This window comes from Rhodanobacter sp. UC4451_H18 (assembly GCF_052978225.1).
Map to the genome: position 1 here is coordinate 2,185,001 of NZ_CM129663.1, position 24,166 is coordinate 2,209,166.

The 24,166-nt window shown below is 65.6% G+C and carries 16 protein-coding genes and 1 riboswitch; of the genes, 3 read left to right on the plus strand and 13 right to left on the minus strand.

Going from position 1 to position 24,166, the window contains the following annotated elements; all coding sequences use genetic code 11:
• Positions 1 to 68: 68 nt before the first annotated feature.
• Genes ACVCMG_RS09930 through ACVCMG_RS09940 form a run of 3 tightly spaced genes read right to left on the minus strand, consistent with a single transcriptional unit; the run spans position 69 to position 1,173 of the window.
• Positions 69 to 284 (minus strand): hypothetical protein, encoded by a 216-nt coding sequence (locus ACVCMG_RS09930; RefSeq protein ID WP_447114008.1) that lies wholly within the window; start codon positions 282 to 284, stop codon positions 69 to 71.
• Positions 281 to 700, minus strand: coding sequence for a VOC family protein (locus ACVCMG_RS09935; RefSeq protein WP_395120882.1), 420 nt, complete (start codon positions 698 to 700; stop codon positions 281 to 283). Before ACVCMG_RS09935 ends, ACVCMG_RS09930 begins: the two co-directional genes overlap by 4 nt.
• Positions 697 to 1,173: a helix-turn-helix transcriptional regulator gene (locus tag ACVCMG_RS09940; protein ID WP_447114009.1), complete on the minus strand. Its 477-nt coding sequence runs from the start codon at positions 1,171 to 1,173 to the stop codon at positions 697 to 699. The genes ACVCMG_RS09935 and ACVCMG_RS09940 overlap by 4 nt, the downstream gene beginning before the upstream one ends.
• A gap of 200 nt (positions 1,174 to 1,373) precedes the next feature.
• Between ACVCMG_RS09940 and ACVCMG_RS09945 the strand changes: the two genes are divergently transcribed.
• Positions 1,374 to 1,724 (plus strand): hypothetical protein, encoded by a 351-nt coding sequence (locus tag ACVCMG_RS09945; RefSeq protein WP_447114010.1) that lies wholly within the window; start codon positions 1,374 to 1,376, stop codon positions 1,722 to 1,724.
• A 93-nt stretch (positions 1,725 to 1,817) separates the two neighbouring features.
• Here the strand turns inward: ACVCMG_RS09945 and ACVCMG_RS09950 are convergent, their stop codons facing one another.
• The 10 genes from ACVCMG_RS09950 to ACVCMG_RS09995 form a co-directional block, all read right to left on the minus strand.
• The gene (locus tag ACVCMG_RS09950; protein ID WP_447114011.1) at positions 1,818 to 2,372 is read right to left on the minus strand and encodes a hypothetical protein; all 555 of its coding nucleotides are present in this window, start codon (positions 2,370 to 2,372) and stop codon (positions 1,818 to 1,820) included.
• A 622-nt stretch (positions 2,373 to 2,994) separates the two neighbouring features.
• Positions 2,995 to 3,237: a hypothetical protein gene (locus ACVCMG_RS09955; RefSeq protein ID WP_447114012.1), complete on the minus strand. Its 243-nt coding sequence runs from the start codon at positions 3,235 to 3,237 to the stop codon at positions 2,995 to 2,997.
• A gap of 307 nt (positions 3,238 to 3,544) precedes the next feature.
• Entirely contained in the window at positions 3,545 to 4,132 is a 588-nt protein-coding gene (locus tag ACVCMG_RS09960) for a hypothetical protein (RefSeq protein WP_447114013.1), read from the minus strand.
• A gap of 4 nt (positions 4,133 to 4,136) precedes the next feature.
• Positions 4,137 to 9,014 carry an RHS repeat-associated core domain-containing protein gene (locus ACVCMG_RS09965; RefSeq protein ID WP_447114014.1) on the minus strand — a complete coding sequence of 1,626 codons (4,878 nt, stop codon included), beginning with the start codon at positions 9,012 to 9,014 and terminating at the stop codon, positions 4,137 to 4,139.
• A gap of 227 nt (positions 9,015 to 9,241) precedes the next feature.
• Positions 9,242 to 12,409, minus strand: coding sequence for an efflux RND transporter permease subunit (locus tag ACVCMG_RS09970; protein ID WP_447114015.1), 3,168 nt, complete (start codon positions 12,407 to 12,409; stop codon positions 9,242 to 9,244).
• Between the two features lie 271 nt (positions 12,410 to 12,680).
• Positions 12,681 to 15,845 carry an efflux RND transporter permease subunit gene (locus ACVCMG_RS09975; RefSeq protein ID WP_395120877.1) on the minus strand — a complete coding sequence of 1,055 codons (3,165 nt, stop codon included), beginning with the start codon at positions 15,843 to 15,845 and terminating at the stop codon, positions 12,681 to 12,683.
• Between the two features lie 109 nt (positions 15,846 to 15,954).
• Complete coding sequence (btuB, locus tag ACVCMG_RS09980; RefSeq protein WP_447114016.1) at positions 15,955 to 17,820, minus strand: TonB-dependent vitamin B12 receptor; 1,866 nt, start codon at positions 17,818 to 17,820, stop codon at positions 15,955 to 15,957.
• A 123-nt stretch (positions 17,821 to 17,943) separates the two neighbouring features.
• A riboswitch (cobalamin riboswitch) is annotated at positions 17,944 to 18,174 on the minus strand.
• A 113-nt stretch (positions 18,175 to 18,287) separates the two neighbouring features.
• On the minus strand, positions 18,288 to 19,436 hold the full coding sequence (gene nagA, locus ACVCMG_RS09985) for an N-acetylglucosamine-6-phosphate deacetylase (protein WP_447114017.1): 1,149 nt from the start codon (positions 19,434 to 19,436) through the stop codon (positions 18,288 to 18,290).
• A 187-nt stretch (positions 19,437 to 19,623) separates the two neighbouring features.
• Entirely contained in the window at positions 19,624 to 20,655 is a 1,032-nt protein-coding gene (locus ACVCMG_RS09990) for an SIS domain-containing protein (RefSeq protein WP_136259286.1), read from the minus strand.
• A gap of 9 nt (positions 20,656 to 20,664) precedes the next feature.
• Positions 20,665 to 21,417, minus strand: a complete 753-nt coding sequence (locus ACVCMG_RS09995; RefSeq protein WP_136259285.1) for a GntR family transcriptional regulator — start codon at positions 21,415 to 21,417, stop codon at positions 20,665 to 20,667.
• 398 nt (positions 21,418 to 21,815) lie between these two features.
• On the opposite strand from ACVCMG_RS09995, the gene zwf reads away from it, so the two are divergent.
• Positions 21,816 to 23,279, plus strand: a complete 1,464-nt coding sequence (gene zwf, locus ACVCMG_RS10000) for a glucose-6-phosphate dehydrogenase (protein WP_395120872.1) — start codon at positions 21,816 to 21,818, stop codon at positions 23,277 to 23,279.
• Between the two features lie 75 nt (positions 23,280 to 23,354).
• Positions 23,355 to 24,068 (plus strand): 6-phosphogluconolactonase, encoded by a 714-nt coding sequence (gene pgl / locus ACVCMG_RS10005; RefSeq protein WP_447114018.1) that lies wholly within the window; start codon positions 23,355 to 23,357, stop codon positions 24,066 to 24,068.
• Positions 24,069 to 24,166: the final 98 nt, after the last annotated feature.

Consider the following 24,166-nt stretch of genomic DNA (forward strand, 5'->3'; position numbering starts at 1 on the left):
TTCGCGCTTCGCCACCGGAACCGCGGTTGCCGATGGCGGGAACCGGGAACGCGCCGCGCCCGAGGCCCTCAGGCCCTGCGGCGCGCTGCCTTGGTGTACGGCAGCGCGAACAGATACAGGCCGCTGAACAACTGCGCGAACAGCGGCGGCAGCGGCGCATAGGTCAGCCATGCCGGCGGTTCGTGCGGGCTCATCCCGCGCCAGGCGAAGTTCGCGATCACGGTCAGGGTGAACACGATCGACAGCCAGCGGTGGCTCTGGCGGATCCACTGGCTCGCGCTCATGCCGCGCCCTTCGCCCTGGCCTCGATCATCTTCCAGCCATTGCCGGAGGGATCGCGGAAACCTGCATCCACGGTGCCGTAGCGGCGCATCGGCTCCTGCGTGAACTCCACGCCCAGCGCTTGCAGCCGCTCGAAAGCGGCCTGGCAATCGTCCACCGCCAACACCAACGGCGGCATCGCACCCTTGGCCACCATCTCGCAGAGCGTCTGCGCAGTCGCCGCGTCGTGGACCGGCGGCCCCGGCCTGAACAGACCGAGCTGGAACGAGGGCTGCTCCGGATGCTGCACGGTGAGCCAGCGATAGTCGCCGTTGCGCGCATCGGCACTGACGACAAAGCCCAGCTTTCCGACATAGAAGGCGAGCGCTTCATCCTGGTCGCGGACATAGAGTCCGGCTACATCGACACCTTGAGTCATGGGACCTCCGTGGATTGGAGTGCCTTTTTACCGGGGGCCGCATGGCGGCGCTTCTCCGAAACTGCGCTCCTGAGGTCGGGCCGGTGCGCGGCGCGCACGAAGCATTCCGGAACATGTCCGTATCCATGCCCGATCGCCCGCTGGCGCGCGCGGAATTCGCCCGGACTCTCGCCGGTGATGTCGCGGAAGATCCGCCCGAACGTGCCGATGCTGTTCCAACCGGTCCGCAGCGCGATCTCGGTGACCGGCAGATCGCCATCGCGCAGCAGCGCCGTGGCGCGTTCGATCCGGCGCGTGAGCAGATAGCGATGCGGCGGCACGCCGAACGCTTCCCGGAACGAACGCGCGAAGTGCGCCGCCGACACCGCGCTCACCTGCGCCAGCCGCCCGACCGGCCACTCCTCGTGGGAGGCTGCGTCCATCCGGTCCTTCGCGCGCAGCAGGCGGCGCAACAATTCGGGGGTCTGTCCCATCGGCTTCGTGCCCTGCGTGACGGCTTTGCACCGGTATTTGCCAAACGGCGCATCAGGCGGATGACGACACCGGACAGTGCGGTAGAAACCGGTGGGATTGCAAGCAGCCACCCTCTCCGCGGTTCTTGCTCTCGGCACTCGATGCCACGTATCGTCGTCTGATTGGCAGCATGCCAATGGGGCATCCAGGGAGAAGTGCCGTGAGCAAACGAGGAAAATGGATTTTGTCGGGATTGGGAACCCTTGGGCTTGCGCTTGTCGGCAGCGGCTGCACCTCCACCATTTCGTTCCGCGCCGACCGCGCGAGGAACGACGGAACACGGCTCACCTGCATCCAGTCGTCCAGCGGCGCATGCGCATTCAAGGTCTTCGTCGACGGCACTCAAACCGGCCGCGCGCAGGAAGTGCCAGAGGGCCACGCCGTCGTCATGGGTGCGCCGCCGTCGGGTGCAGAGGTGCGTGGCTGCGTGGCTAACCGGACGCTGGCATCCTGCAGCACGGTCCATGTTGCTGCGGGTACGACAGCCACCACGGCCGCGAAGGGCTGGTAGTTGGTTGGCGGCGTTCGTCACCTGCTTACGGTGCCGGATTGCCCGGCATGCATCGACCCGTCAGCCGGGCCAGGTGACCCTTCGGACCGCCCCTCATTCGCCCCGTTTGATTCTCGCCTTCTCTTGTCGCATCAAATCAATGAAACGATCAAGATCGAGGTAGGTCTCCACCACCACCGCATTGTCGTTGCACTGCTTCGAAAGCGTGTGGGCATCTGGCATCACATATTGATGGCTATCAAGGACCGGTGAGGGAGGGAGCAGCAACAGGGTGTCGGCAGTCAGGACTATGCTGCTGTTTGGTTTGCCGCCAGGTCCCGCCCCAAGAAGGAATGCCTCCGCCAGCATACACTCGCCTTCCTGGAGTGGCACCTTGTCCATAATAAAAAGATAGTACGATCCTACCGCGATGTTCTGATCATGGCATATGGACAAAACCTGTTTTTCCTCTCCGACAGGAGGACGCCCAATCAGGAATTTCTCGGGGGCAACGGAGGCGATCACATAACGGTGTCGTTCTACATTATTCTCTGAGCCACGGGTATGTGCGCCAGGGTATGTTGATATCGATCCCAGCTTGGCCGCCTCCACAAAACCAATGAATGCCCGATCGGCATGGGCAAGCTCGTCAAACTGCCCGGCGGACACGCCCTTGCTGGACGCTAACGTTATCAAGAAAATGATAGTCGAAATAGCCCGAGCAACCTCATTGCGAAGAAGCGGTTTTTATATTGTAACATTTTGTAGGCATAACTAGTGGCCTTTTCCACGATGCTAATCCTCTACTGCTTTGTTCCCCCAGTAGTTCGCACCACCATCTCCATCTCGATCATCACCGCTACCGGTATTAATGTGTTCGACTTCGTGCTCGAGTAGGAACCTCAACGTATCCACGGCGTCAAATGTAAATTCACGAATTCCAGTTGTTGTTATGTCTTGTACGCCTCGATAATAAAGTCGTTGTTTAAATGGTCGAAACGACTGCTGATACACGGTGGTGGTATTGGTTTCCAAGTTAGAGCGCGCGTAGATCTTTCGCAATCCACTTTTATTCACGGTGTCTCACTATAGATAATGTCACTATATTTCTTGTAGGCGTATTGTGAATTTACGACAAATTTCCATCCCGGTGGGAATTTGTAGCGTCCGAATTTATTGACGTCCTTTGATGCCGCGGCAACTTGTTCGGTCTGTGCGGTGGCGCTGCTACTTATCCCCGCGGACCTCGATCCGGTTCCGCTAGAACCTCCGCCCTCGCTTTGACCAGGATTCAGAGGCCCGCCGTGCCACACCCCGCCCCCGAGAACATAGCCACCGTTTCCGCCACCGCCAACCTGTCCAGTGCCGCCGCTTTGCCCATCACCACCCGATAACTGGCCCACGGCCAATCACCCGCTGCTTGGAACAAATGGGCTCGAACGGGATTCAGCACGATGTAGCGCAACAACTCTCTCAGGTAACTGCACTTGTCGACCAGCACGGCCTGGTAGCGCCCTTGCAGCACACGGCCCACCCGGCTATGCCTTCGGTTGAAGGCTGCGTGTAAACGCCGTTGACCTCGCGCACCCCGCGCGAAAGCGTGGGCTGCAGCGTCTCCACGAGCAAGTGGTAATGATTGTCCATCGGCAATACGCCCACCATCGCCACGCGGAACGCTCGCTGGCGCGCGCCAGACCCGTGCAGAACGTTTGGCGGTCCTCGTCGCATAGGAAAATCGATCGGCGATCATCACCGCGCGCCATCACGTGGTACAGCGCGCCGGCAAATTCGATACGGATAGGGCGGGACATCAAATCCGGGCTCGGCTTAGATGTTATTACTCATTTAACCACCTTAATCGAAATTCCCGATGATGAGATAGGTCTATCTTCATGCCACAATGCGGGTAGCAACTGTAATTTTTTATCCAATATGGAACACGAAAGAGGGCTTCTGTATATTACCCGTAACGTATAATTACCAGCGGCATGCACTAGATCTTTTATTTTTATCACCCTAGTCAAACCTATAAAGTTACCGCTCCTTAACTCTACAAAAATGTCTTTACTGGCAAAATTCCGGGGGGGTGGAAGCATGGTATCATCCATGGTCTTTGGAGAGACCCTTCCTCCAAAGTCATCATTTACTTCAAGGATAAATCCGCCACCGTAACCCCAAGCCATTTTTCGGTAAACATAAACCGGATGCTCTCCATCATTCAGGACAGCCGCGTAAATAGTTACAATATCGTCTAGCTTAAATTTTTCTTTATTCGTTAATAGCAGTACGTCGACACTCTCAAGCGTTGGCAAATCCTTCGAATCACTATCAGGGCAAAAAGTGTCTCTCGCGAAAACGAAAGGCGACATGATTGCTAACGCCAAAAAAAACGCCGTTGGTACCGTCTTTATCAAACGAAACTTGTTCATGTGATTAATGCCCATAACCTTGTTCCATGTGGCTTTGCATGCCTTTCTCGTTACCTATGGGGTCGATCCATTTTTCTAAATACCGAACCTCTTCCCTTGTAAACCCTAATTTACGTCCGATACTCAACTGGGTCGCGCCAGCGGACTGCTCATTCATCCATTGGTTATCACCCCAGTACTGGCCAGCGTTTAATATATGCTGCCCTTCATGCCCGAATAATGAGGCCAGCCAGGCCTCAGAAATATCTTTTATGTAGGATGCCGAAAGTGACATAATATCTCCGCTGACCGCCCCTAGATATGTCTTATCACCGGTAACTTTTACTTGACGGATTCTTTCGATGGCCGCCTTCTCTCGTCCCGAGAGGGACGAAGAATGGGAATTTATTAGGTTGCTCGCACCCTGAATCGATTTTCCAGTGATAACCCTATCAGAGTCAGAGACACCATCACTGTAGGACACTCCGACCTTCCCTCCTAGAATATTTACTTGATTCACTTGTTGCCGCGAAGAGCCACCTCCAGAACTTGGATTCACGAGCACGGTATACCCAGGCCCAACAACACCTGCCTCATGGGGATGCAGGAGCGACCCGGTGAGCCTCCCATCCGGATCAATATTCACGATTGGGCTATTGTTGGCGTATCCGAATCTATTGAAATTGAACACATTCCCCGACACGGGCCCCACCGGATCCACACTCAAAAACCGCCCCGTCCCCGAATCGTAATACCGCGCCTGCATGTACGTCAGCCCCGTCCCGGGGTCATACACATGCCCGATGAACTCCGGTTCATTGCGCATCGGACCAGCGAAAATGCCGCCGTAGGGCTGGTAGCTGAAGCTGGCGACAATGTTACCGCTGGCATCAGCCTCGCGCGCCCGGCTGCCCAAGCGGTCGGTCAGGATATAGCTGGCAGCGACTCCGTGACTGGCAATTAGCGTTCCGCCCAGATAGATGTAGTCGGTGCCCTGTGCCGTGGCGACGTCGTAGGTGAACATCAACTTGCCGCTGACGCTGTAGAAGCTGTATTTCGGTGCGCCGCCCTGCAGCGTGCGACGCACGCGCCGGCCGTTGGCGTCGTAGGCATAGTTCGCCAGACCGGGAACCTCGACCAGCTGATTCAGGGTGTCGAAGGTATAGGCGGTGGTCGTGCCTCCGGAGGTCATGCTGACGCGATTGCCGCGGGCATCGTTCTGGTATGCGGCGGAAAGACTGGCGCCGATCGTGGAGCTGATCAATCGGTTGGCGCTGTCCACGTTCAAGCTTAGTGCAGTGCCGTTGACCGTGCGCCGCCGCAGGTTGTTCAACGTGTCATAGGCGTAGCTTTCGCTCCCCCACTGCAGCGGCGCGCTGGCGGATGTCAGCCGGTTGAGTGCGTCGTAGCCGTAGGTGGCGCTGTCCCTGTTGTCGACCAGGCCGTTGACGGTAGTGAGGTTGGCGTTGGCGTCGTAGCTGAAATCCTGGCTGTAGAGCAGGCCGCCGCCTTTGGCGTAGGTAAGGTTGGAGGGCAGTTGTCGCGCGTTGCGATCGGACAACCGGGAGATGCCATTCCCCAGGGTATAGCTCTCCACGCCCCCATCCGGGAAATAGCCGACATTGCTGGCGTAGCTGCCAGCCTGATGAGCGCGGCCCAATGCGTCGGGGGCGTAGGCCACGACGCGTCCGTCGGGGTAGGTCGTGGATGCGAGATGGCCGTTGGCGTCGTACTGATCGCCAGTGCCCCAGAAATGCCCGTCGATCCCGATGAGCCGCCCCGTGGGCATGTCGCGCCGGTTGTAGTAGTTCACGGCGCCCATTTGCGTGGTGCTGTCGGTGATCCGGTTGCCGTTGGCGTCGTAGGTAAAGCTGCGGTCGTCGGTGCCGGCGGGCGTCGTCACGGCCGTGAGACGATTCATCACATCGTAGGTGTAGCTGATCTTGCTACCCGCGCTGACCTGATCCTGTCCGCAGCCGCCAGTGATCGCCTGCCCCTGCGCGCGCCAGACCACGTTGCCGGCGTTGTCGTAGTCAAGCACGGTGCTTCCGCTTTCCGGTTCCCAGAATCGGCACAGCCGCTGGTAACCGTCGTAGACGAAGGTCTTGGTCAGCGCCGCGGTATAACCGCCGAAACTTCCCGACTGGGCAATGTTCAGCGGCTTGCCGAAGGCATCGCGACTCACCACCTGGGTGACGCCGGCGGGAGCGTCGACACGGACGGGCCAATCGGTCGTGGGTTGACCAAACGCCATGTAGGCGGTGGTCGTCACGTTGCCTTTGGGATCCGTGACCACGGTCTTGAAGCCCGACAGGTAAGCCGTGGTTGTCGCAAGCAAGCCCAGCTCCGAATCCTGTGTGACTTGGGTTGCTCGACTCAGCGCGTCGTAGCTGGTATGGCTTCCCGAGTTGACCGTAGCGTAGCTGGCGACGTTGTTGATCGGATAGGAGGTGAACACCTTGCGCCCGGTCGAGTCGTAGCGCTGCACCGTCTGACTGAGAGTGGAAGCCTTGTTCGCGCTGTCGTACTGCTCGGTGACCAGCGGACGCCACATGCCGTCGAAGTAGGTGACGGTGTAGCCGTTCCCGGTGTGGACGGTCTGTTTCCAGTGGCCCGCCGGGATGCCGTATTCACTGCTGCCCATCCGCGCGAAGGACAGCAACGTCTGATTCCACGCCACGTCGTCGCCGGTCGGGTAGCTGATACTGGCCAGCCGGCCCATGGCGTTGTAGCCGTAGCTGGTGGTGTAGCCTTTCTGGTCCTTGACCCAGGCGATCCAGCCGGCATCACTGACGCTGGCCGATTCGCTGGTGCCATCGGGGTATCCGATAATCTGCGGAATGCCGCGCTTCCAGCTCGAAGCCGTAGTGACGTTGTTGTTGCCGTCCTTGACAGTGGCGATCGTGCCGTCGCCATTCCATGTGATCGTCTGCTTCAACTTGCCGAATGCCGAATATGTCAGCGGCAACGCGGTATTGGGGTCAAACGTCGTCGAGGACGCCGTGACACTGCCGATCTTGCCTTGCGCCACCTGGCCCAGGACCCACTTGCTGGTGTTGTCGTAGTAGGCCGTCTGGCTGATCCTGCTATATCCCAGGCTGCTGGCTTCGGTTTGCTTGATGGCCCGCGCGTAAGTGTCGAAGGTGTTGGTGGTAGTGGTAAATGTCGCGCCGTCCTGCGTGATGACGGTGCTGGTGGTGGGCCTGATCCGCGCCGTCAGCGGGTCCGCCACGTTGCCCAGCACGTAGCCGTACTGCGCGTAGAACGGCTGGCTGGCGGCTGCGGACTCGGAAAGATACTGGTTCACCTCAGTGCGGATGACGCTGCCGTCGGTGCGCACGGTTTCCTGCTGCAGCAGCCGGCCATCATTGAGCGCGTACACGATGCCGAAGCGGTAGCGCTGCTGGCTGCGATCCGGATTGGTGACGGTGTTGGTCTTGTACTGCCGGCACGTCGTGCACGGGTAGTTCGCCGGCTCGGTATGGGAACCCCACAGGTGTTCAAGACTGCCGCCAGAGTCGTAGGCGTAGTCCCATGTAGCGCCAGCCATGCCCGGCCCATTCAGCGACTTCTCGGTCAGGCTCATGACGTCGAAAAAGTACGGTACGAGCAACTTGTAATCGGGGGCGTCGGGCGGCCCCAGTTGCATGCACTCGCTGGCATGCACCCCACTGCGGTAGTGCCGGCGGTTTTCGAAGTGGAAACTTGCCGTAGCGCCACTCGGATGGGTCGCCGCAAGGGTGTACGTCTCGCCGATGATGGCCGGGGTGCCTTGGCACCAAGGCAACGTGAGGTTTTCGATGGGCGGCGGCGATGGCGGTGTGAGCGAGCCGGTGTAAGCGTATTGCCAGCGGCTGGCGTCCGGCAACACGACATTTGTCAAATTGCCAGCCGCGTTGTACTGGTACTGCCACGTACGGCCGTGACTGGACGCCGAGGACAGCCGGCCATTGCTGTACAGAAGCGTGATCTCGCGTCCGTCGCTGGCCCAGATGCGGGTCGGGTGGCCGTTGGCGTCGTACTGGAATTGCACGGTGTTGCCAAACCGGTCCTCGATCTTGCTGGCAAGCAGGTAATAGCGGTTGCGCGCCAGATAAACCATGACGGGAAGCTCGCCCTGGCTTGGCACGATCGACGTGGCCAGCTTCGACGCGGTGCGGCTCACGCCGACATCAAAGTAGTAGCGCACGCCAGCGCTCGTGGTCATCCGGAAGCCTTCGCCGGAAAGCCCGCTTTTCATCGCGATGCAGTCGAACATGTCGCGTTCGGCCGTGGTCAAGCGATACGGCCCGCCGCTGGAAGGCACCGGGGATGACGAGTCCAATCCCAGGGCGGTGGCATCCCCGCGCCCCGGAACGTGGATGGCAATCCCCTGCCAAACTTCGCCACGCGAAAACGCACCGTTGGGGCCAAACGAGATGCTGGGCACGCTGCCCTGAGAGCATCGTTGCGCATTCCACCCCGAGGCGGCGGGGTAGGTCGCCGCCATGAAGGGCACTTCGATGTCCCAATTGCCGGCGCCGCGAAGCAGAGCATCGTAGGCTTGGATACCGTCCTGCGGTTGCAACTCAATGGCCAACCCGCGGACGAGTTGCACCGGCAAGGGAAAATTGCCCGGCACGTCGATATCAGTGACGGAAAATGAAGTTGCGCCGTTGGACAGGCTGACGTGTTCGCCGGAAAAACCGTTTTCCAGCGCCGAAATGTGCTGGGTGGCGTCAAGCCGCTTGCTGTATTCGACCCAGGTTGGTATGCCGCCCGCGCCCGAACCGCCGCCGCCATCTCCCGGGCCGACCTGCGCCTGCGCGACAGGCGCGATGCAGAGAGGTGCCAGCAGAACCATGAGGCTGAGCAGCAGCCGAGTGGCAAACCGATCCGTTTGCCCGAGCACTTTCGTTGCCATAATTCCCCCGATCCTTGATCCGCCCCCGCGGAAATCACTCCTGCACACATGCCGTGCCTGGCGCGTCGCCATGGACGGTGCTTCGCGTGCTTTCACGCCCGAGTAGGGATCGCGTCAAGCGGATAGCTGGTGCAAGATCCGACGTTTCGGACTTGGCCTCCCCTGTCTCGAAGCTGAGGCAACCCGTGGGACGCATACGACGTGCCGCAACTCTCCGAACGCCGTCGTTACGAAACCACCTGTGCTTTGCCCAGTGCCCGGACCCGCTTCTTTTCGGCGCGACGTTCGCGTCGCGCCGCCTTGCGGATCTTGCGGTCGTGATTCCACAGGTAGATCGCCGGGGTGCTGAGCAGGGTCAGCAGTTGCGAGACCAGCAGGCCGCCGACGATGGCGATGCCGAGCGGCTGGCGCATTTCGGAGCCGATGCCGAAGCCGATCGCCAGCGGCATCGCCGCGCCCATCGCCACCAGGGTGGTCATGGTGATCGGGCGGAAGCGGACCAGTGCGGCTTCGCGAATGGCATCGGGCGCGGACATGCCGTGCTCGCGCTCGCGCACCAGGGCGAAGTCGACCATCAGGATCGCGTTTTTCTTGACGATGCCGATCAGCATCAGGATCGCGATGATCGCCATCAGCGACAGCTGCGTCTGCGTGACCAGCATCGCCAGGAACGCGCCGGCGCCGGCGGCGGGCAGGGTGGAGAGGATGGTCAGCGGGTGGCCCAGGCTTTCGTAGAGGATGCCCAGCACGATGTACATGGCCAGGATCGAGCCGAGCAGCAGCACCATGCCGTTCGATTGCGCCTGCTTGAGGCGCTGGTTGGCGCCGGTGTATTCCACCTTGACGCCGTCCGGCAGGTGCAGCGCGAAGGCGGCCTGGTCGACCAGCGCCACGCCGCGATCCTGGGTGACGTCCTTGGCCAGGTTGTAGCTGATGGTCACCGCCTGCAGCTGGTTGTGGTGGCGCACGCGCAGCGGGCTGATCGTCGGCTCCATGGTGGCCAGCGCGGAAAGCGGAATCATCTTGCCCTGCTCGCTGCGCACGCGGATGTTCAGCAGCGACTGCGGGCTCAGGTTCTCGTTCGGGCTGGCGTTGAGCACCACCGCGTACTGGTTGATGTCGGAGTAGATCTGCGACACCTGGCGCTGGCCGAACGCGCTGAACAGCGCGGTGTCGATGGCGCCCACGCTGACGTGCAGCCGCGCGGCGGCCTCGCGGTCGATGCGCAGCTGCTGCTGCTTGCCGACCTGGTCGAACGGGCTGCTGACGTCGCGGAACTCCTTCAGCGTGCGCAACTGGCGCACCATCTTCAACGCCCACGGCTGCAGGTCGCTGCCCTGGGTGCTGGTGAGCTGGAACTCGTACTGGCCGCCGCGGTCGCCGCTGCCGCCGCCGCCGAGGAATTGCGAGGCACTGACCGACACCTTGACGTCGGGCAGGCGGTCGTACTGTTTCGACAGGCGCTCGATCACCGCCTTGATGCCTTCATCGCGCTCGCCAGGGCCATCGCCGCGCGGCTTGAGGTCGACGAACATCTGCGCGCTGTTGCCTACCGCGCCGCCGGCACCGTTGCCGCCGAGCAGGGTCAGCTGGTCGAGCACGGCAGGGTCGGCCTGCATGATCTTCTGCACCTGCCGCGCGCGGTCGGCCAGCACGGTGGGCGAGATGTTCGCGTCGGCGTCGATCTCCACCTGCAGCTGGCCGGTGTCCTCGTCGGGCATGAAGGTGCCGCCGGCGGTCTTCACCACCGCCGCGCCCAGCGCGAAGGTGAGGAACAGCAGCAGCAGCGGCTGCCAGCGCATCAGCCGGCGATGGCGCATGGCCCAGTCCAGCGCGCTTTCGTACATCCGCAGCAGGCCGCGATCGAAACGCTCCACTGCCCGCTCGATGCGCCCCGGCGGGGGCGCCGGCACCGGCTCGTGCTTGAGCAGGTGGCCGCACAGCGCAGGCGTGAGGGTGAGCGAGACGATCGCCGAGATCACCACCGCGGCGGTGAGCGTCACCGAGAACTCGCGCAGCAGCATGATCAGCATGTTGTTGCCGAACAGCAGCGGCGCGAACACCGCCACCAGCGACAGCGTGATCGATACCACGGTGAAACCGATCTCGCGCACGCCGGTCAACGCCGCCGGCAGCGGGGCCATGCCCTGCTCCATGTGGCGCACGATGTTCTCGATCACCACGATCGCATCGTCCACCACGAAACCGATGCACAGCACCAGCGCCACCAGCGACAAGGTGTTGAGCGTGTAGCCGAGCATCCACATCACCACGAACGCGCCGGCCAGCGACAGCGGCACGCTGAGCATGGCGATCAGGGTCGGCCGCAGCCGGCGCAGGAACACCAGCATCACCAGCGCCACCATCGCGATCGAGATCAGCAACGCGACCTTCACCTCGTGCAGCGCCGATTGCGTGGTCTGGGTGAGGTCGAACACCGGCAGCATGTTCACATCAGAGGGCAGCGAGGCCGCCAGTTGCGGCAGGCGCGCGCGGATCGCCGCCACCGTGGCCACCGCGTTCGCCTCCGGCCGCTTGGTGATCTGCAGGCCGACCGTGCGCGCGCCGTTGAACCACGCCGCCTGGTATTGATCCTGCTGGCCGGAGTAGACATGCGCCACGTCGGACAGCCGCACCGGCGCGCCGTTGCGCTCGGCGATCAGCAGGTCGGCGAACTGGGCCGGCTCGCGCAGGCCGTCGTTGGCGCTCACCGTCATCTGCGTTCGACCGTCGCTGATGATGCCCTGCGGCGAGTTGACGTTGGCTGCGCGCAACGCGTTGGCGACGTCGTTGGCGGTGAGATCCTTGGCGGCCAGCGCGCGGTTGTCCAGGTCGATGCGCACCGCGTGCGGCGTGCCGCCGAACACCTGCACCTGGGCCACGCCGTCGATCTGCGCGACGGCGGGTTTCAGCAAAGTGTCGGCCAGGTCGAACAGCTTGTCCTGCGGCATGCCCTCGGAGGTCAGCGTGATGAAGAGGATCGGGATCTGCGAGGTATCGAACTTGAAGTACTGCGGGGGCGAAGGCATGCCCGCGGGCAGGTCGGCCGCCGCGGCATTCAGCGCCGCCTGCACGTCCCGCGCGGCGCTGTCGGCGGTGCGGCTGAAGTTGAAGCGCACGCCGATCCCCACCGCGCCTTCGTTGGCGTTGCCGTACATGTCGTCGATGCCGGGGATCTGGCCAAGATGGCGTTCCAGCGGCGCCATCACCGTGTTGGCCATGGTCTGCGCGCTGGCGCCGGGCATGTTCGCCACCACGTAGACACCGGGGAAGTCCAGCGAGGGCAGCGCCGCCACGCCGAGCAACAGGTAAGCCCACAGCCCGGCCAGCACCAAGCCGACGGCAAGCAGCGAGGTGCCGGCCGGGCGGCGGATCAACGGGGCGAACACGTTCACGCGAATACCCGCGGCGAGGAAGCGGAGCGGCGCACGGCGCACGCGTGCGCCAAGTACGCAAGACCAGCAGTGGGCAGCGGAGTTCCTTTCATGGCGGCTTTATGCCACCGGGCATCCGGAGGCGTATGTGCCTGAAGTACGCACCGTGCCGGAAGGCAGGGGGTTTGGGCGACGGGTTTCGGGAGAGCCGCGGGCAGGGCGGGGAGCGCCCACCAGCTCGTCGCGGATCCCGGATTCACCGTCCTGAGCTTGTCGAATGGCCGAATCCCGGTTATTTGGGCAACACCGGCATCGGCGGGGGCACGCCGCGGCCACGGCGGAATTCCTCGCGGATGCGCTTCTGCACCGCCTTGCGCTCGCGGTGGTCGTGCTGCCACAGGTAGATCGCCGGCGTGCTCAACAGGGTCAGCAGCTGCGACACCAGCAGGCCGCCGAGGATCGCGATGCCCAGCGGCTGGCGCAGCTCCGAGCCGTAGCCGAAGCCCACCGCCAGCGGCAGCGCCGCGCCCATCGCCACCAGGGTGGTCATGGTGATCGGGCGGAAGCGCACCAGCGCGGCCTCGCGGATGGCCTCGGGCGGCGACAGGCCGCGCTCGCGTTCGGCGACCAGGGCGAAATCGACCATCAGGATCGCGTTCTTCTTGACGATGCCGATCAGCATCAGCACCGCGATCACCGACATCAGGGTCAGCTGGGTGTGGGTCACCAGCATGGCGAGGAACGCCCCCATGCCGGCGGCGGGCAGGGTGGAGAGGATGGTCAGCGGGTGGATCAGGCTCTCGTACAGCACGCCCAGCACCACGTACATCACCAGGATCACCGCCAGCAGCAGCAACAGCACGTCGCTCAGCGCGTCGACCAGGTTCTGGTTCTCGCCGGTGTACTTGCGCTGGATGCCGTTCGGCAGCGCGGCGGCGAAGATCGCCTGGTCGACCAGCTTCAGGCCTTCCGCCGGGGTGATGCCCTCGGCCAGGTTGTAGTTGATCGAGGCCGATTCGAGCTGGTTGAAGTGGCTGACCGTGGCCGGTGCCAGGTGCGGCTGGATCGTGGCCAGCGCGGAGAGCGGGATCATCTCGCCGCGGCTGCTGCGCACATAGGTGCCGAGCAATCCCTGCGGGCTCAGCTCGTCGCCGCGGTCGGCGGTCAGCACCACGCGGTACTGGTTGATGTCCGAATAGATGGTGGAGATCTGGTTCTGCCCGAACGCGTTGTACAGCGCCGAGTCGATCTGACCCATGCTCACCTGCAGCCGCGCGGCGGCGGCGCGGTCGACCTGCACCATCTGCTGGGTGCCGATGCCGTCGAAGCTGCTGGTGACATCCTTGAACTGCTTCATGCCGCGCATGACGTGTTCGAGATGCAGGGTGGGTTCCTGCAGCGGCGTGCCGTCCAGGCTGTCGAGCTGGAACGAGTAGCGCCCGACATTGCCGCCGCCCAGGCCGCCGCCACCGCCACCACCGAAGAACTGCACCGCGGACACCGCCACGTCGAGGTCGGTGACGCCCTTGAAGTGGGCGGCGAGGCGGTCGACCACCTGCTGCACCGTGACGTGGCGATCGTCCGGCCGATCGCCCAGCGGCTTGAGGTCGACGAACAGGTGCGCGCCGTTGCCGCCGTTGACGATGGTGGATACGTCCAGCACCGCCGGGTCGGCCTGGAACACCGCGGCCACCTCGCGTGAGCGCGTGGTCAGCCGGGTCGGCGAGATGTTCGGGCCGGCAGTGATCTGCACCTGCACCAGGCCGGTGTCCTCCTTCGGCATCAGGCCGCCGCCGGCGGTCATCACCACCAGCACCGCCAGCACGCCGGTGAGCACGAGCAGCACGGCGGGCTGCCAGCGCATCAGGCGGCGATGGCGCATCGACCAGTCCAGCGCGCGCCGGTACTGCGCGAGCAGCCAGCCATCGAAGCGCTCGGCCAGCCGCTCCAGCCGCCCGGGCGTGCGGCTGCCCTCCGGCTCGTGCACCAGGCTGCGCCCGCACAGGGCTGGGGTGAGGGTGAGCGAGACCACCGCGGAGATCACGATGGTGGCGACCAGGGTCACCGCGAACTCGCGCATCAGCATGGTGAACATGTTGTCGCCGAACACCATCGGCCCGAACACGGCGATCAGCGACAGCGTGATCGACACCACCGTGAAACCGATCTCGCGCACGCCGGTCAGCGCCGCCTGCAGCGGCGCCATGCCCTGCTCGATGTGGCGCACGATGTTCTCGATCACCACGATCGCGTCGTCCACCACGAAACCCACGCACAGCACCAGCGCCACCAGCGAGAAGATGTTCAGGGTGAAGCCGAGCATCCACATCACGATCAGCGCGCCGGCCAGCGACAGCGGCACGCTGAGCATGGCGATCAGGGTCGGCCGCAGCCGGCGCAGGAACAGCAGCATCACCAGCGCCACCATCACGATGCTCATGCCCAGCGCCACCTCGACCTCGTGCAGCGCCGATTCTGTCGTCGGGGTGAGGTCGAAGATCGGGGTGATCTTCACGTCGGCGGGCAACACGTGGCTGAGCCCGGGCAGCGCCGCGCGGATCGCCTTGACCACGGCGATCGCGTTGGCGTCCGGACGCTTGCTGATCTGCAGGGTCACCGCGCGGGTGCCGTTGAACCAGGCCGCGGCGTACTGGTCCTGCTGCCCGCCGCTCACCGTGGCCACGTCGGCCAGCCGGACCGGCACGCCGTTGTTGCTGGCGATCACCAGGCTGGCGAAATCCGCCGGCGTGTGCAGCGCGTCGTTGGCGGTCACCGTCATCTGGCTGACGCCGTCGCTGAGGATGCCCTGCGGCGAGGTGACGTTGGCCGCGCGCAGCGCGTTGGCGACCTGGTTGGTGGTGATGCCCTTGATCGCCAGCGCGTTGGCGTTCAGCGCGATGCGCACCGCGTGCGGGGTGCCGCCGCCGACCTGCACCTGGGCCACGCCGGGGATCTGCGCCACCGCGGGCTTGAGCAGGGTGTCGGTGAGGTCGTAGAGGCGGTCCGGCGGCAGGCTGCTGGAAGTCAGCGTGACCAGCAGCACCGGGATGGTCGAGGTATCGAACTTGAAGTACTGCGGCGGTGCCGGCATCCCCGGCGGCAGGTCGGCGGCGGCGGCATTGAGCGCCGCCTGCACGTCGCGCGCAGCCGCATCGGTGGAGCGCCCGTACTTGAACAGCACCTGGATCTGCGCGCGCCCTTCGCTGGCGCTGGAGAACATGAACTGCACGCCGGGGATGCGCCCGATGTGCCGCTCCAGCGGCGCCATCACCGTGGTGGCCATGGTCTGCGCGCTGGCGCCGGGCATGCCCGCCACCACCGCCACGCCGGGAAACTCGATCGACGGGAACGCCGCCACGCCGATCAGCAGATAGGCCCACACGCCCGCGATCATCAGGCCGATGGCGAGCAGCGAGGTGCCGACCGGGCGGCGGATCATCGGTGCGAATGCGTTCACGTGGCTCTCCCTGTCGCCCAAGCATAACGGCACCGGTCCGGCCGACGGCAGTGACCTGCGGCATGCCGGCGGCCGCGGGAGCGGCGGGCAGTGCCCGCCACCCCGCCGATCAACGCGCGCCGGGGCGGTAGCGCAAGGTCAGCAGCAGCTCGCGCCCGGGCTGGTTGAAGTACCAGACCGTTTCGTAGTGGCGGTCGAACGCATTGGCCAGGCGCGCCTCCAGTTCCCAGGCGCGGTCGAACTGCCAGCTCGCACGCAGGTCGGTGGTGGCGTAACCGCCCAGTCGGTGTGCGTTGGCCGCATCGTCATAGCGGTGGCCGGCGGCGTTGAACGTGGCGCCGACGCCGAAGGCGCCGTAGCGGCGGTCCAGGTCGATGCGCGCCGTCTGCTCGGCGCGGCGCGGCAGCACGTTGCCGTCGTTCGGGCCGCCATCCTCGTTGCGCGGCTGCAGCCATGTCAGGTAGCTCTGCAGCTGCCAGCCGCCGAGCCGGGCGCCGAACTGGCCTTCCACGCCGCGGATGCGCGCCTTGCTGATGTTGCGCGGGAAGTACTGGCTGTCCAGCGCGATCAGCTGGTCGATGCGCGTCTGGTAGGCGTTCAGCGCCCAGTTCCAGCCATCGTGCTGCCGGCTCAGGCCCAGCTCCGCGCTGCGCGAGGTCTCCGGTTTCAGGTCCGGATTGCCGCTGCCGTAGGGGTAGTAGAGATCGTTGAAGGTGGGCGCGTGGAAGGCGCTGCCGTAGCTGGCGGTGAGCTTCACGCCGCTGTCGAAGTGATAACCCCAGGCCAGTGCGCCGGTGTCGTGGTGGCCGTACTGGCTGTTCCTGTCGCGCCGCGCGGAGAGCGCCAGCTCGTTCGGCCCGAACGTGGCCTGGTACTGCGCGTACGCGCCGGTGTCGTGGCGGCGGGTGGCGAGAAAGCCGGTGTCGCTGTCGATGTGCTCGCCCTGCCAGTCGATGCCGAGCGTCAGCAGCTGGTCCGCGGCCAGGTTGATGTCGTTCTGCCACGAGGCCTGGTTGCGGCGCGAATAGATGTAGCCGACGAAGCTCGCGTTCTCGTAGTTGTCGTAGCGGTCCAGGTTCTGGCCCACGCTGAGCGTGCTCTTCCACGCCTGCAGCGGACGGAAGCCGAAGGTCGAACCGGCGACCTGCTGCACGGTGCGCCAGCGGTTCTGGTAGCTGCCGTCGAAATGCGCCTCGCCCAGGCTGCGCAACCAGGTGCCGGTCAGTTCGGCACCGTTGTCCCAGCGGTAGCCGCCGCTGGCGCTGAGGTTCTTGTTGCGCGACGGATCGCGATCCGGCTCGTCGGTGAAGCAGCCGGCAAAGGCCGCGGCGGCGCCGACGCGGCAGGTGTTGATGCCGCCGGTGTACTGGCTGCCCGCGCCCAGGTTGTACCAGCCCTGTTCGCTGCCGCCGGACAGCCCGAGCTGGCCGCGCAACAGCCTGTCGGTGCCGGCGGTGAGCGCCAGCGACGGTTCGAGGCCGCCGTCGCGCGAGCCGCGGCGGGTGAAGATCTGGATCACGCCGCCGATCGCATCGGCGCCGTAGAGGCTGGAGCGCGGGCCGCGCACGATCTCGATGCGTTCGATCTGCTCCACCGGAATCTGCTCGAACGCGGCCAGCCCCGCGCTGACCGAAGCCACCCGCACGCCATCGACCAGCAGCAGGGTGTGGGTGGAATTGGCGCCGCGCAGGAACAGCGAAGTCTGCTGGCCGTAGCCGCCGGCGTTGGCGAAGCTCACGCCGGGCAGGCCGGTCAGCAGGTCGGCGATCGACACCGGCTGCAGCCGCTCGATGTCGGCGCGGCTGATCACGCTCACCGACGACAGCGAGTCGCCGATGTCGATCGGCGTGCGCGTGGCGGTGACGATCACCGGCTCCAGCGAAATGGCGCGGTCCTGCCCGGATGGGTCCAGCCCGGTCGCGCCGGCACCGGTGGCGCAGGCCAGCAGCAAGCTGGCCAGCAAGGTCTTCTTCATCTTCGTTTTCCTTCGCCGCGCACCCGCGCACGGCCGCATGTCCAGAGGGAATGGCAGCCGGGCGAAGAAACGGGGACGGAACGACGGACAGACAGGCCGTGGTCCGGCCTCGCCCACCGCGAGCCACCAAGGAGCGTCCAGGCCGGTCTCCGGGCTCGCGAGTGGCGGGCGGTGATTCCGCTCGCCGCGAACGGCGCCTTCCCGTGCATCGCACAGTGGCCTTCGCCGTTCGTGTCTTTCGCTTACCGTTGCGGGGGCAGCGCCGGCCTTGCAGTGTTCGCACACCACGCACCGGCTTCCCGTTTCATCCCTTGGGCGTTGAACCGTCGGGACACCTGAACCGCGTCACTGTAGCGGCGGACGCCCATTCGGGCAATGGTGCGGGAGTGAGTGGAGAGGGGTGAGAAACGAGAAAAGGCGGGTCGAGGCGTGGTGCTGGCTCTCTCTCACCTCTCACTCCTCTCCACTCACTTCTCGCCCCGCTCCTCGCCGCCGATCCAGCTTTGCTGCACGCGCAACGCATCGTCCATCGCCACCAGATCGGCGCGGCAGCCGGCCGCGATGCGGCCGTGGCTTGCGCCAAGACCGAGGAACTCGGCCGGCCAGGTGCTGGCCATGCGCACTGCCTCGTCCAGCGGCAGGCCGAGCATCTGCACGGTGTTGCGCACGGCGGCGGCCATGTCGAGCGCCGAGCCGGCGAGCACGCCGCTGGCGGTCTGGCAGATGCCGTCTTTCACGGTGATGGTTTCGCCGTTGAGCACGTAGTCGGGGCGATCGGCGCCGACCGGCGGCATCGCGTCGGTGACCAGCAGCATCTTGCCGCGGGCCTTGGCGGCGATCGCCACACGCAGGCTGGCCGGGTGCACGTGGTGGCCGTCGACGATGATGCCGCACCAGCTCGCCGCATCTTCCAGCGCGGCGCCGACCACGCCCGGCTCGCGGCTGCCGAACGGGGTCATCGCGTTGAACAAATGCGTGAAGCCGCGCACGCCGGCATCGAGTGCGGCGCGGGTGGTTTCGTAGTCGGCGGCGGTGTGGCCGGCGCAGACGATCACCCCGGCGGCGGCGAGCGCGCGGATGCTCGCCGGCGGCACCCGGTCCGGCGCCAGCGTGACCAGCCGGATGCCGCGATGGGGTGCGCACAGCAAGGCCAGCTCGTCGGCGCCGGGCACGTGGAAGTACTTCGCGTCGTGCACGCCCTTGCGGGCGGGCGCCAGGTACGGCCCTTCGAGGTGGATGCCGAGCAGGCCCGGCACGCCTTCGGCCAATGCCTGTTCCACCGCCGCCAGCGCTTCGCGCATCACCTCGACCCGATCGCTGATCAGGGTCGGCAGGAAACCGGTGGTGCCGTAGCGCCGGTGGGCCGCGCCGATGCGGCGGATCGTCTCCACCGTCGGTGCCTCGTTGAACAGCACGCCGCCACCGCCGTTGACCTGCACGTCGATGAAGCCCGGCAGCAGCATGGCGCCGGCGAGATCCTGCCGCTGCGCATCGCGCACGCGCGGATCGGATGGCGGCAGCAGCTCGGCGATGCGCTCGCCATCCAACAACACGGCGAGGTCGTCGCGCCAGCCGTCGGGGGTGAGTACGCGGGCGTGGGTGAGCGCGGTGGGCATGGGCAGGGAGTGAGGGGCGAAAAGTGAGTGGCGAGGAGTGAGGAGTGAGTGGCGAGGAGTGAGGAGTGAGAGAGCGCCGAACAAGAGCAGGAATCAGGGCGGGGGTCGGAGCCGAAGCGGAACCAGAGCGCGCCGCTGCGCCATGGCTTTCTCTCGCTCCTCACTCCTCGCCACTCACTCCTCGCTCCTAGACGGTTTCGGTGACCTTGTTCAGATGCGGCGGCACGTCGGGGTTGAAACCGCGGCGCAGCGCAAGCTCGCTGGCGGCGCGGTAGAAGCTCTGGATGATCAGCAGCGGCGTGCACAGCGCGGGCAGGCCACCGGGCACCGGCAGCGTGCCGGGGCCGTGCTGGCCCGGCGCGGCAACGAAGACCTGCGCGCCGCGGCCGCGGAACTCGCGCGCCACCGCCAGCGTGCTGGCCAGGGTGTCGTCGTCCTGGGCGAAGCACAGCACCGGGAAGTCCGGTCCGACCAGCGCCATCGGGCCGTGCTTCACCTCGGCCGCGCTGAACGCCTCCGCGTGCAGGCCGCAGGTTTCCTTGAACTTGAGCGCCGCTTCCAGCGCGATGCCGAGGCCGAAGCCGCGGCCGACCACGAACAGGTTGTGCGCGCCGACCAGGCCTTCATGGAGGCTGGACCAGTCCGCATCCCAGCTCTTGCGCAAGGCGTCGGGCAGGGTCGGCAGCGCGGCGTCGAGTTCGGCGTCGCCGCTCCAGCGCGCGCACAGGTGCAGCACCGCGGCCAGCGCGGCGAGGTAGCTCTTGGTCGCCGCCACGCTGCGCTCGGGCCCGGCGTGCAGCGGAATCACGGTGTCGGCCAGCGCGGCCAGCGGCGAATCGGTCAGGTTGACCAGCGCCACCACGCGCGCACCGGCACGTTTCGCCGCCTCCGCGGTGCGCAGCAGGTCGGGGCTCTTGCCCGATTGCGAAATCGCGATGAACAGCGCGTCCCGCCACTGCTGCTCGGCGGCATACACCGAGCTCACCGAGGGCGACGCCGAGGCGGTGGCGATGCCCAGCTGCGTCTCGAACACGTACTTGGCGTAGGCCGCGGCGTGATCCGAACTGCCGCGCGCGCAGGTGACGATGAAGCGCGGCGGCGCCTCGCGCAGCGACTGCGCCAGCGCGCTCACCACCGCTTCGTTGGCGGCAAGCTGGCGCGCCACCACCGCGGCCGATTCCTGCGCTTCGCGGAACATCAGGGTGTCGCTGGCGTTCATGCTTGTCCTTCAGTCGGTGTGCAATTCGGCGACGAAGTCGTAGATGTCGCCGCGATACCAGGAGGTGGTGAACTCGACCACGCGGCCGTCGTCGAGGAAGCTGCGCCGTTCGATGTTCAGGCCGGCGCTGCCCACCGCCACGTGCAGCAGCCGCGCCTGCTGCGCGTTCAGCGACACCGCGCGCAGGCGCTGCAGCGCGCGGCGCGGGCGGCAGCCGAGTTGTTCCAGCGCCTCGTACAGCGAGTCGCGCACCAGCATCGGATCGGGCAGCACGCTGGCCGGCACCACGCTGCGCTCGATCGCCAGCGGCTCGTCCTGCCCGTAGCGCAGGCGATGCAGGCGCACCACCAGCGAGCCGGGCGAGAGGTTCATCGCCATCGACTCCTCCGGCGTCACCTCGCCGATCACCCGCTCGAAGAACTCCGAACGCGGGCGCAGTCCGCGCTCGCGCAGATCCTCGGTGAAACTGGTCAGCCGCGACATCGGCTTGACGATGCGCTCGGCGATGAAGGTGCCGGCGCCGTGGCGCTGGGTCAGCAGGCCTTCCTCGACCAGGCCGGCGATCGCCTTGCGCACGGTGACCCGCGAGAGCTTCAGCACCAGCGCCAGGTCGCGTTCGCTGGGCAGCGCGTGGCCCGGCTCGACGTCGTGCTGCTGCACCACGTTGCGGATCGCCTGGCGCAGTCGCAGGTAGGCCAGCGGCTGGTGATTGGCCGGGTCGCGGCAGATCCGGCGGTATTCCTTGGACAAGGTGGTTTCCATGGCGCGCACCATACCAATAGCGATCCACCGGCCGCAAGCCATGACGGTGCGATATGCCCGCCAGCAAACGCTCGGCCATGCCCAGCCGTTCGCACCGAGCGTGGCTCGCGCCGGCGAGCGGGGTCGAAGTGCATCGTCGGGTGACCGGACCCTTCGACTTCCTTGCTTCCCAAGGCACAGCCATCCCTGGCTGCTCCCCGCGTACGGCCTGCGGGAACGGCCTGCGCTCAGGGAGAACGGGGGTGGCGGGACTGCCTGCGGATCGTTCTGCTGGGGCCGCCGATGAATTCGTATGCAACCGGGTAGTCGCTCTGGTATTTCACTGGTACCATCGGCAAAAACCCGGGCAGCGGCATCCGGCCGCGGCCCGCCAGCCGGCATCGAGTCGAGGTGATCGCGTGACTGCTTCCCCCCAAACCGTCGAGCCATTCGACCTGGTGATCTTCGGCGGCACCGGCGATCTCGCCGCGCGCAAATTGCTGCCGGCGCTGTTCCACCGTTTTCTCGACCACCAGTTGCCGCCCAGCAGCCGCATCGTCGGCGTGGCGCGCGAGGCGCTGGACGACGCCGGCTATCGCGCGCAACTGCGCGAGGCGCTGATCGCGATCTGCGATGCCCGCCAGCTGGACGAGTTCCTGCAGCAGGTGTTCTACCGTCCGCTGGATGCGCGCAAGGACGAGGGCTGGGACGATTTCGCCGCCTTCATCGGCGCCGAGCCCGACCACGTGCGGGTGTTCTACCTGTCGACCTCGCCCGAACTGTTCGTCGACATCTGCAAGCGGCTGGGCCATTACGGCTTGAACCAGGGCAAGTCGCGCGTGGTGCTGGAGAAGCCCATCGGCCGCGACCTGGACAGCGCCAACCGGATCAACGACGCGGTCGGCCAGGTGTTCGACGAAACCCAGACCTTCCGCATCGACCACTACCTCGGCAAGGAGACGGTGCAGAACCTGCTGGTGCTGCGCTTCGGCAACGCGCTGTTCGAGCCGCTGTGGAACTCCGCGCACATCGACCACGTGCAGATCACCGTGGCCGAGACGCTGGGCGTGGGCCACCGCGGCGCCTATTACGACCGCGCCGGCGCGCTGCGCGACATGGTGCAGAACCACATGCTGCAACTGCTGTGCATGGTGGCCATGGAACCGCCCTCGTCGCTGGCGCCGGACGCGGTGCGCGACGAGAAGCTCAAGGTGCTGCACTCGCTCAAGCCCATCGACGCGAGCAACGCCGGCCAGCTCACCGTGCGCGGCCAGTACCGCGCCGGCGTGGCCGAGGGCGCCAGCGTGCCCGGCTACGGCGAGGAACTGGGCAACGCGAAATCCGATACCGAGACCTTCGTCGCGCTGAAAGCCGAGATCGGCAACTGGCGCTGGGCCGGCGTGCCGTTCTACCTGCGCACCGGCAAGCGCCTCGCGCATCGGGTGTCGGAGATCGCGGTGACCTTCAAGCCGGTGCCGCATTCCATCTTCGACGCCGCCTCCGGCTCGCTGGCGCAGAACCGGCTGGTGCTGCGGCTGCAGCCGGACGAGGGCGTGAAGCTGTGGCTGACCATCAAGCACCCCGGCCCCGGCGGCCTGCGCCTGCGCCACGTGCCGTTGGACATGAGCTTCGCCGAGGCGTTCGGCGTGTCGCAGCCCGACGCCTACGAACGCCTGCTGCTGGACGTGGTGCGCGGCAATCCCACCTTGTTCATGCGTCGCGACGAAGTGGAAGCGGCCTGGCGCTGGGCCGGCCCGATCCTGGCCGCGTGGAGCGACAGCGGCGAAGCGCCGCGGCCGTACGCGGCCGGCAGCTGGGGGCCGAGCGCGTCGGTGGCGCTGATCGAGCGCGACGGCCGCACCTGGCACGACGACAACGAATAGGCGCGCACTTCACCTGCTGCCTGCGCCGCCCCAACCACACTGGAACGCATCACCTCGCCGCCGATCGAACCCGCCATGTCCCCACCCACCAACGTCACCACCCACAGCTTTACCGGATGCCAGGCGCAAGCCGTGGCGCTGGCCGAGCGCGTGGCCGAACGCCTGCGCGACGGCCTGGCGCAACGCGGCCAGGCCGTGCTGGCGGTCTCCGGCGGCAGCACGCCGAAGGATTTCTTCGAGCAGCTGTCGCGCCAGGCACTGGACTGGACCAGGGTGCAGGTGACCTTGGTCGACGAACGCTGGGTGCCCGAAAGCGATGTGCGCTCCAACGCGCGACTGGTGCATACGCACCTGCTGCAGCACGCCGCTGCCGCGGCGCCATTCATTCCGCTGTACACCGGCGACGCCAGCCCGGAGGCCGGCCTGGCCCGCGCCGAAGCACGCATCGCCGCGTTGCCGCTGCCGTTCGACGCGGTGGTGCTGGGCATGGGTGACGACGGCCACACCGCTTCGTTCTTTCCCGGCGGCGACCACCTCGCCGAAGCGCTGGACCCGCACGGCAGCATGCGCGTACTGCCGATGCGCGCGCCCGGTGCCGACGAGCCACGCATCACGCTGACCTTGCCCACGCTGCTGCACACACGCGCGTTGTACCTGCTGGTGGCCGGCGAGAAGAAGCGCGACGTACTCGCCGACGCGCGGCTTGGCCTGGGTGCCGCGCGCGACTATCCGGTGCGCGCCGTGCTGACCCAGCAACGCGTGCCGGTGGCGGTGTACTGGTGCCCTTGAGAGCGAGAAACGAGTGGAGAGGGGTGAGAAATGAGTGAACCGCACCCGCCACTCCCGCCGTCTCTCGTTTCTCACTCGTCTTCACTCATTTCTGGATT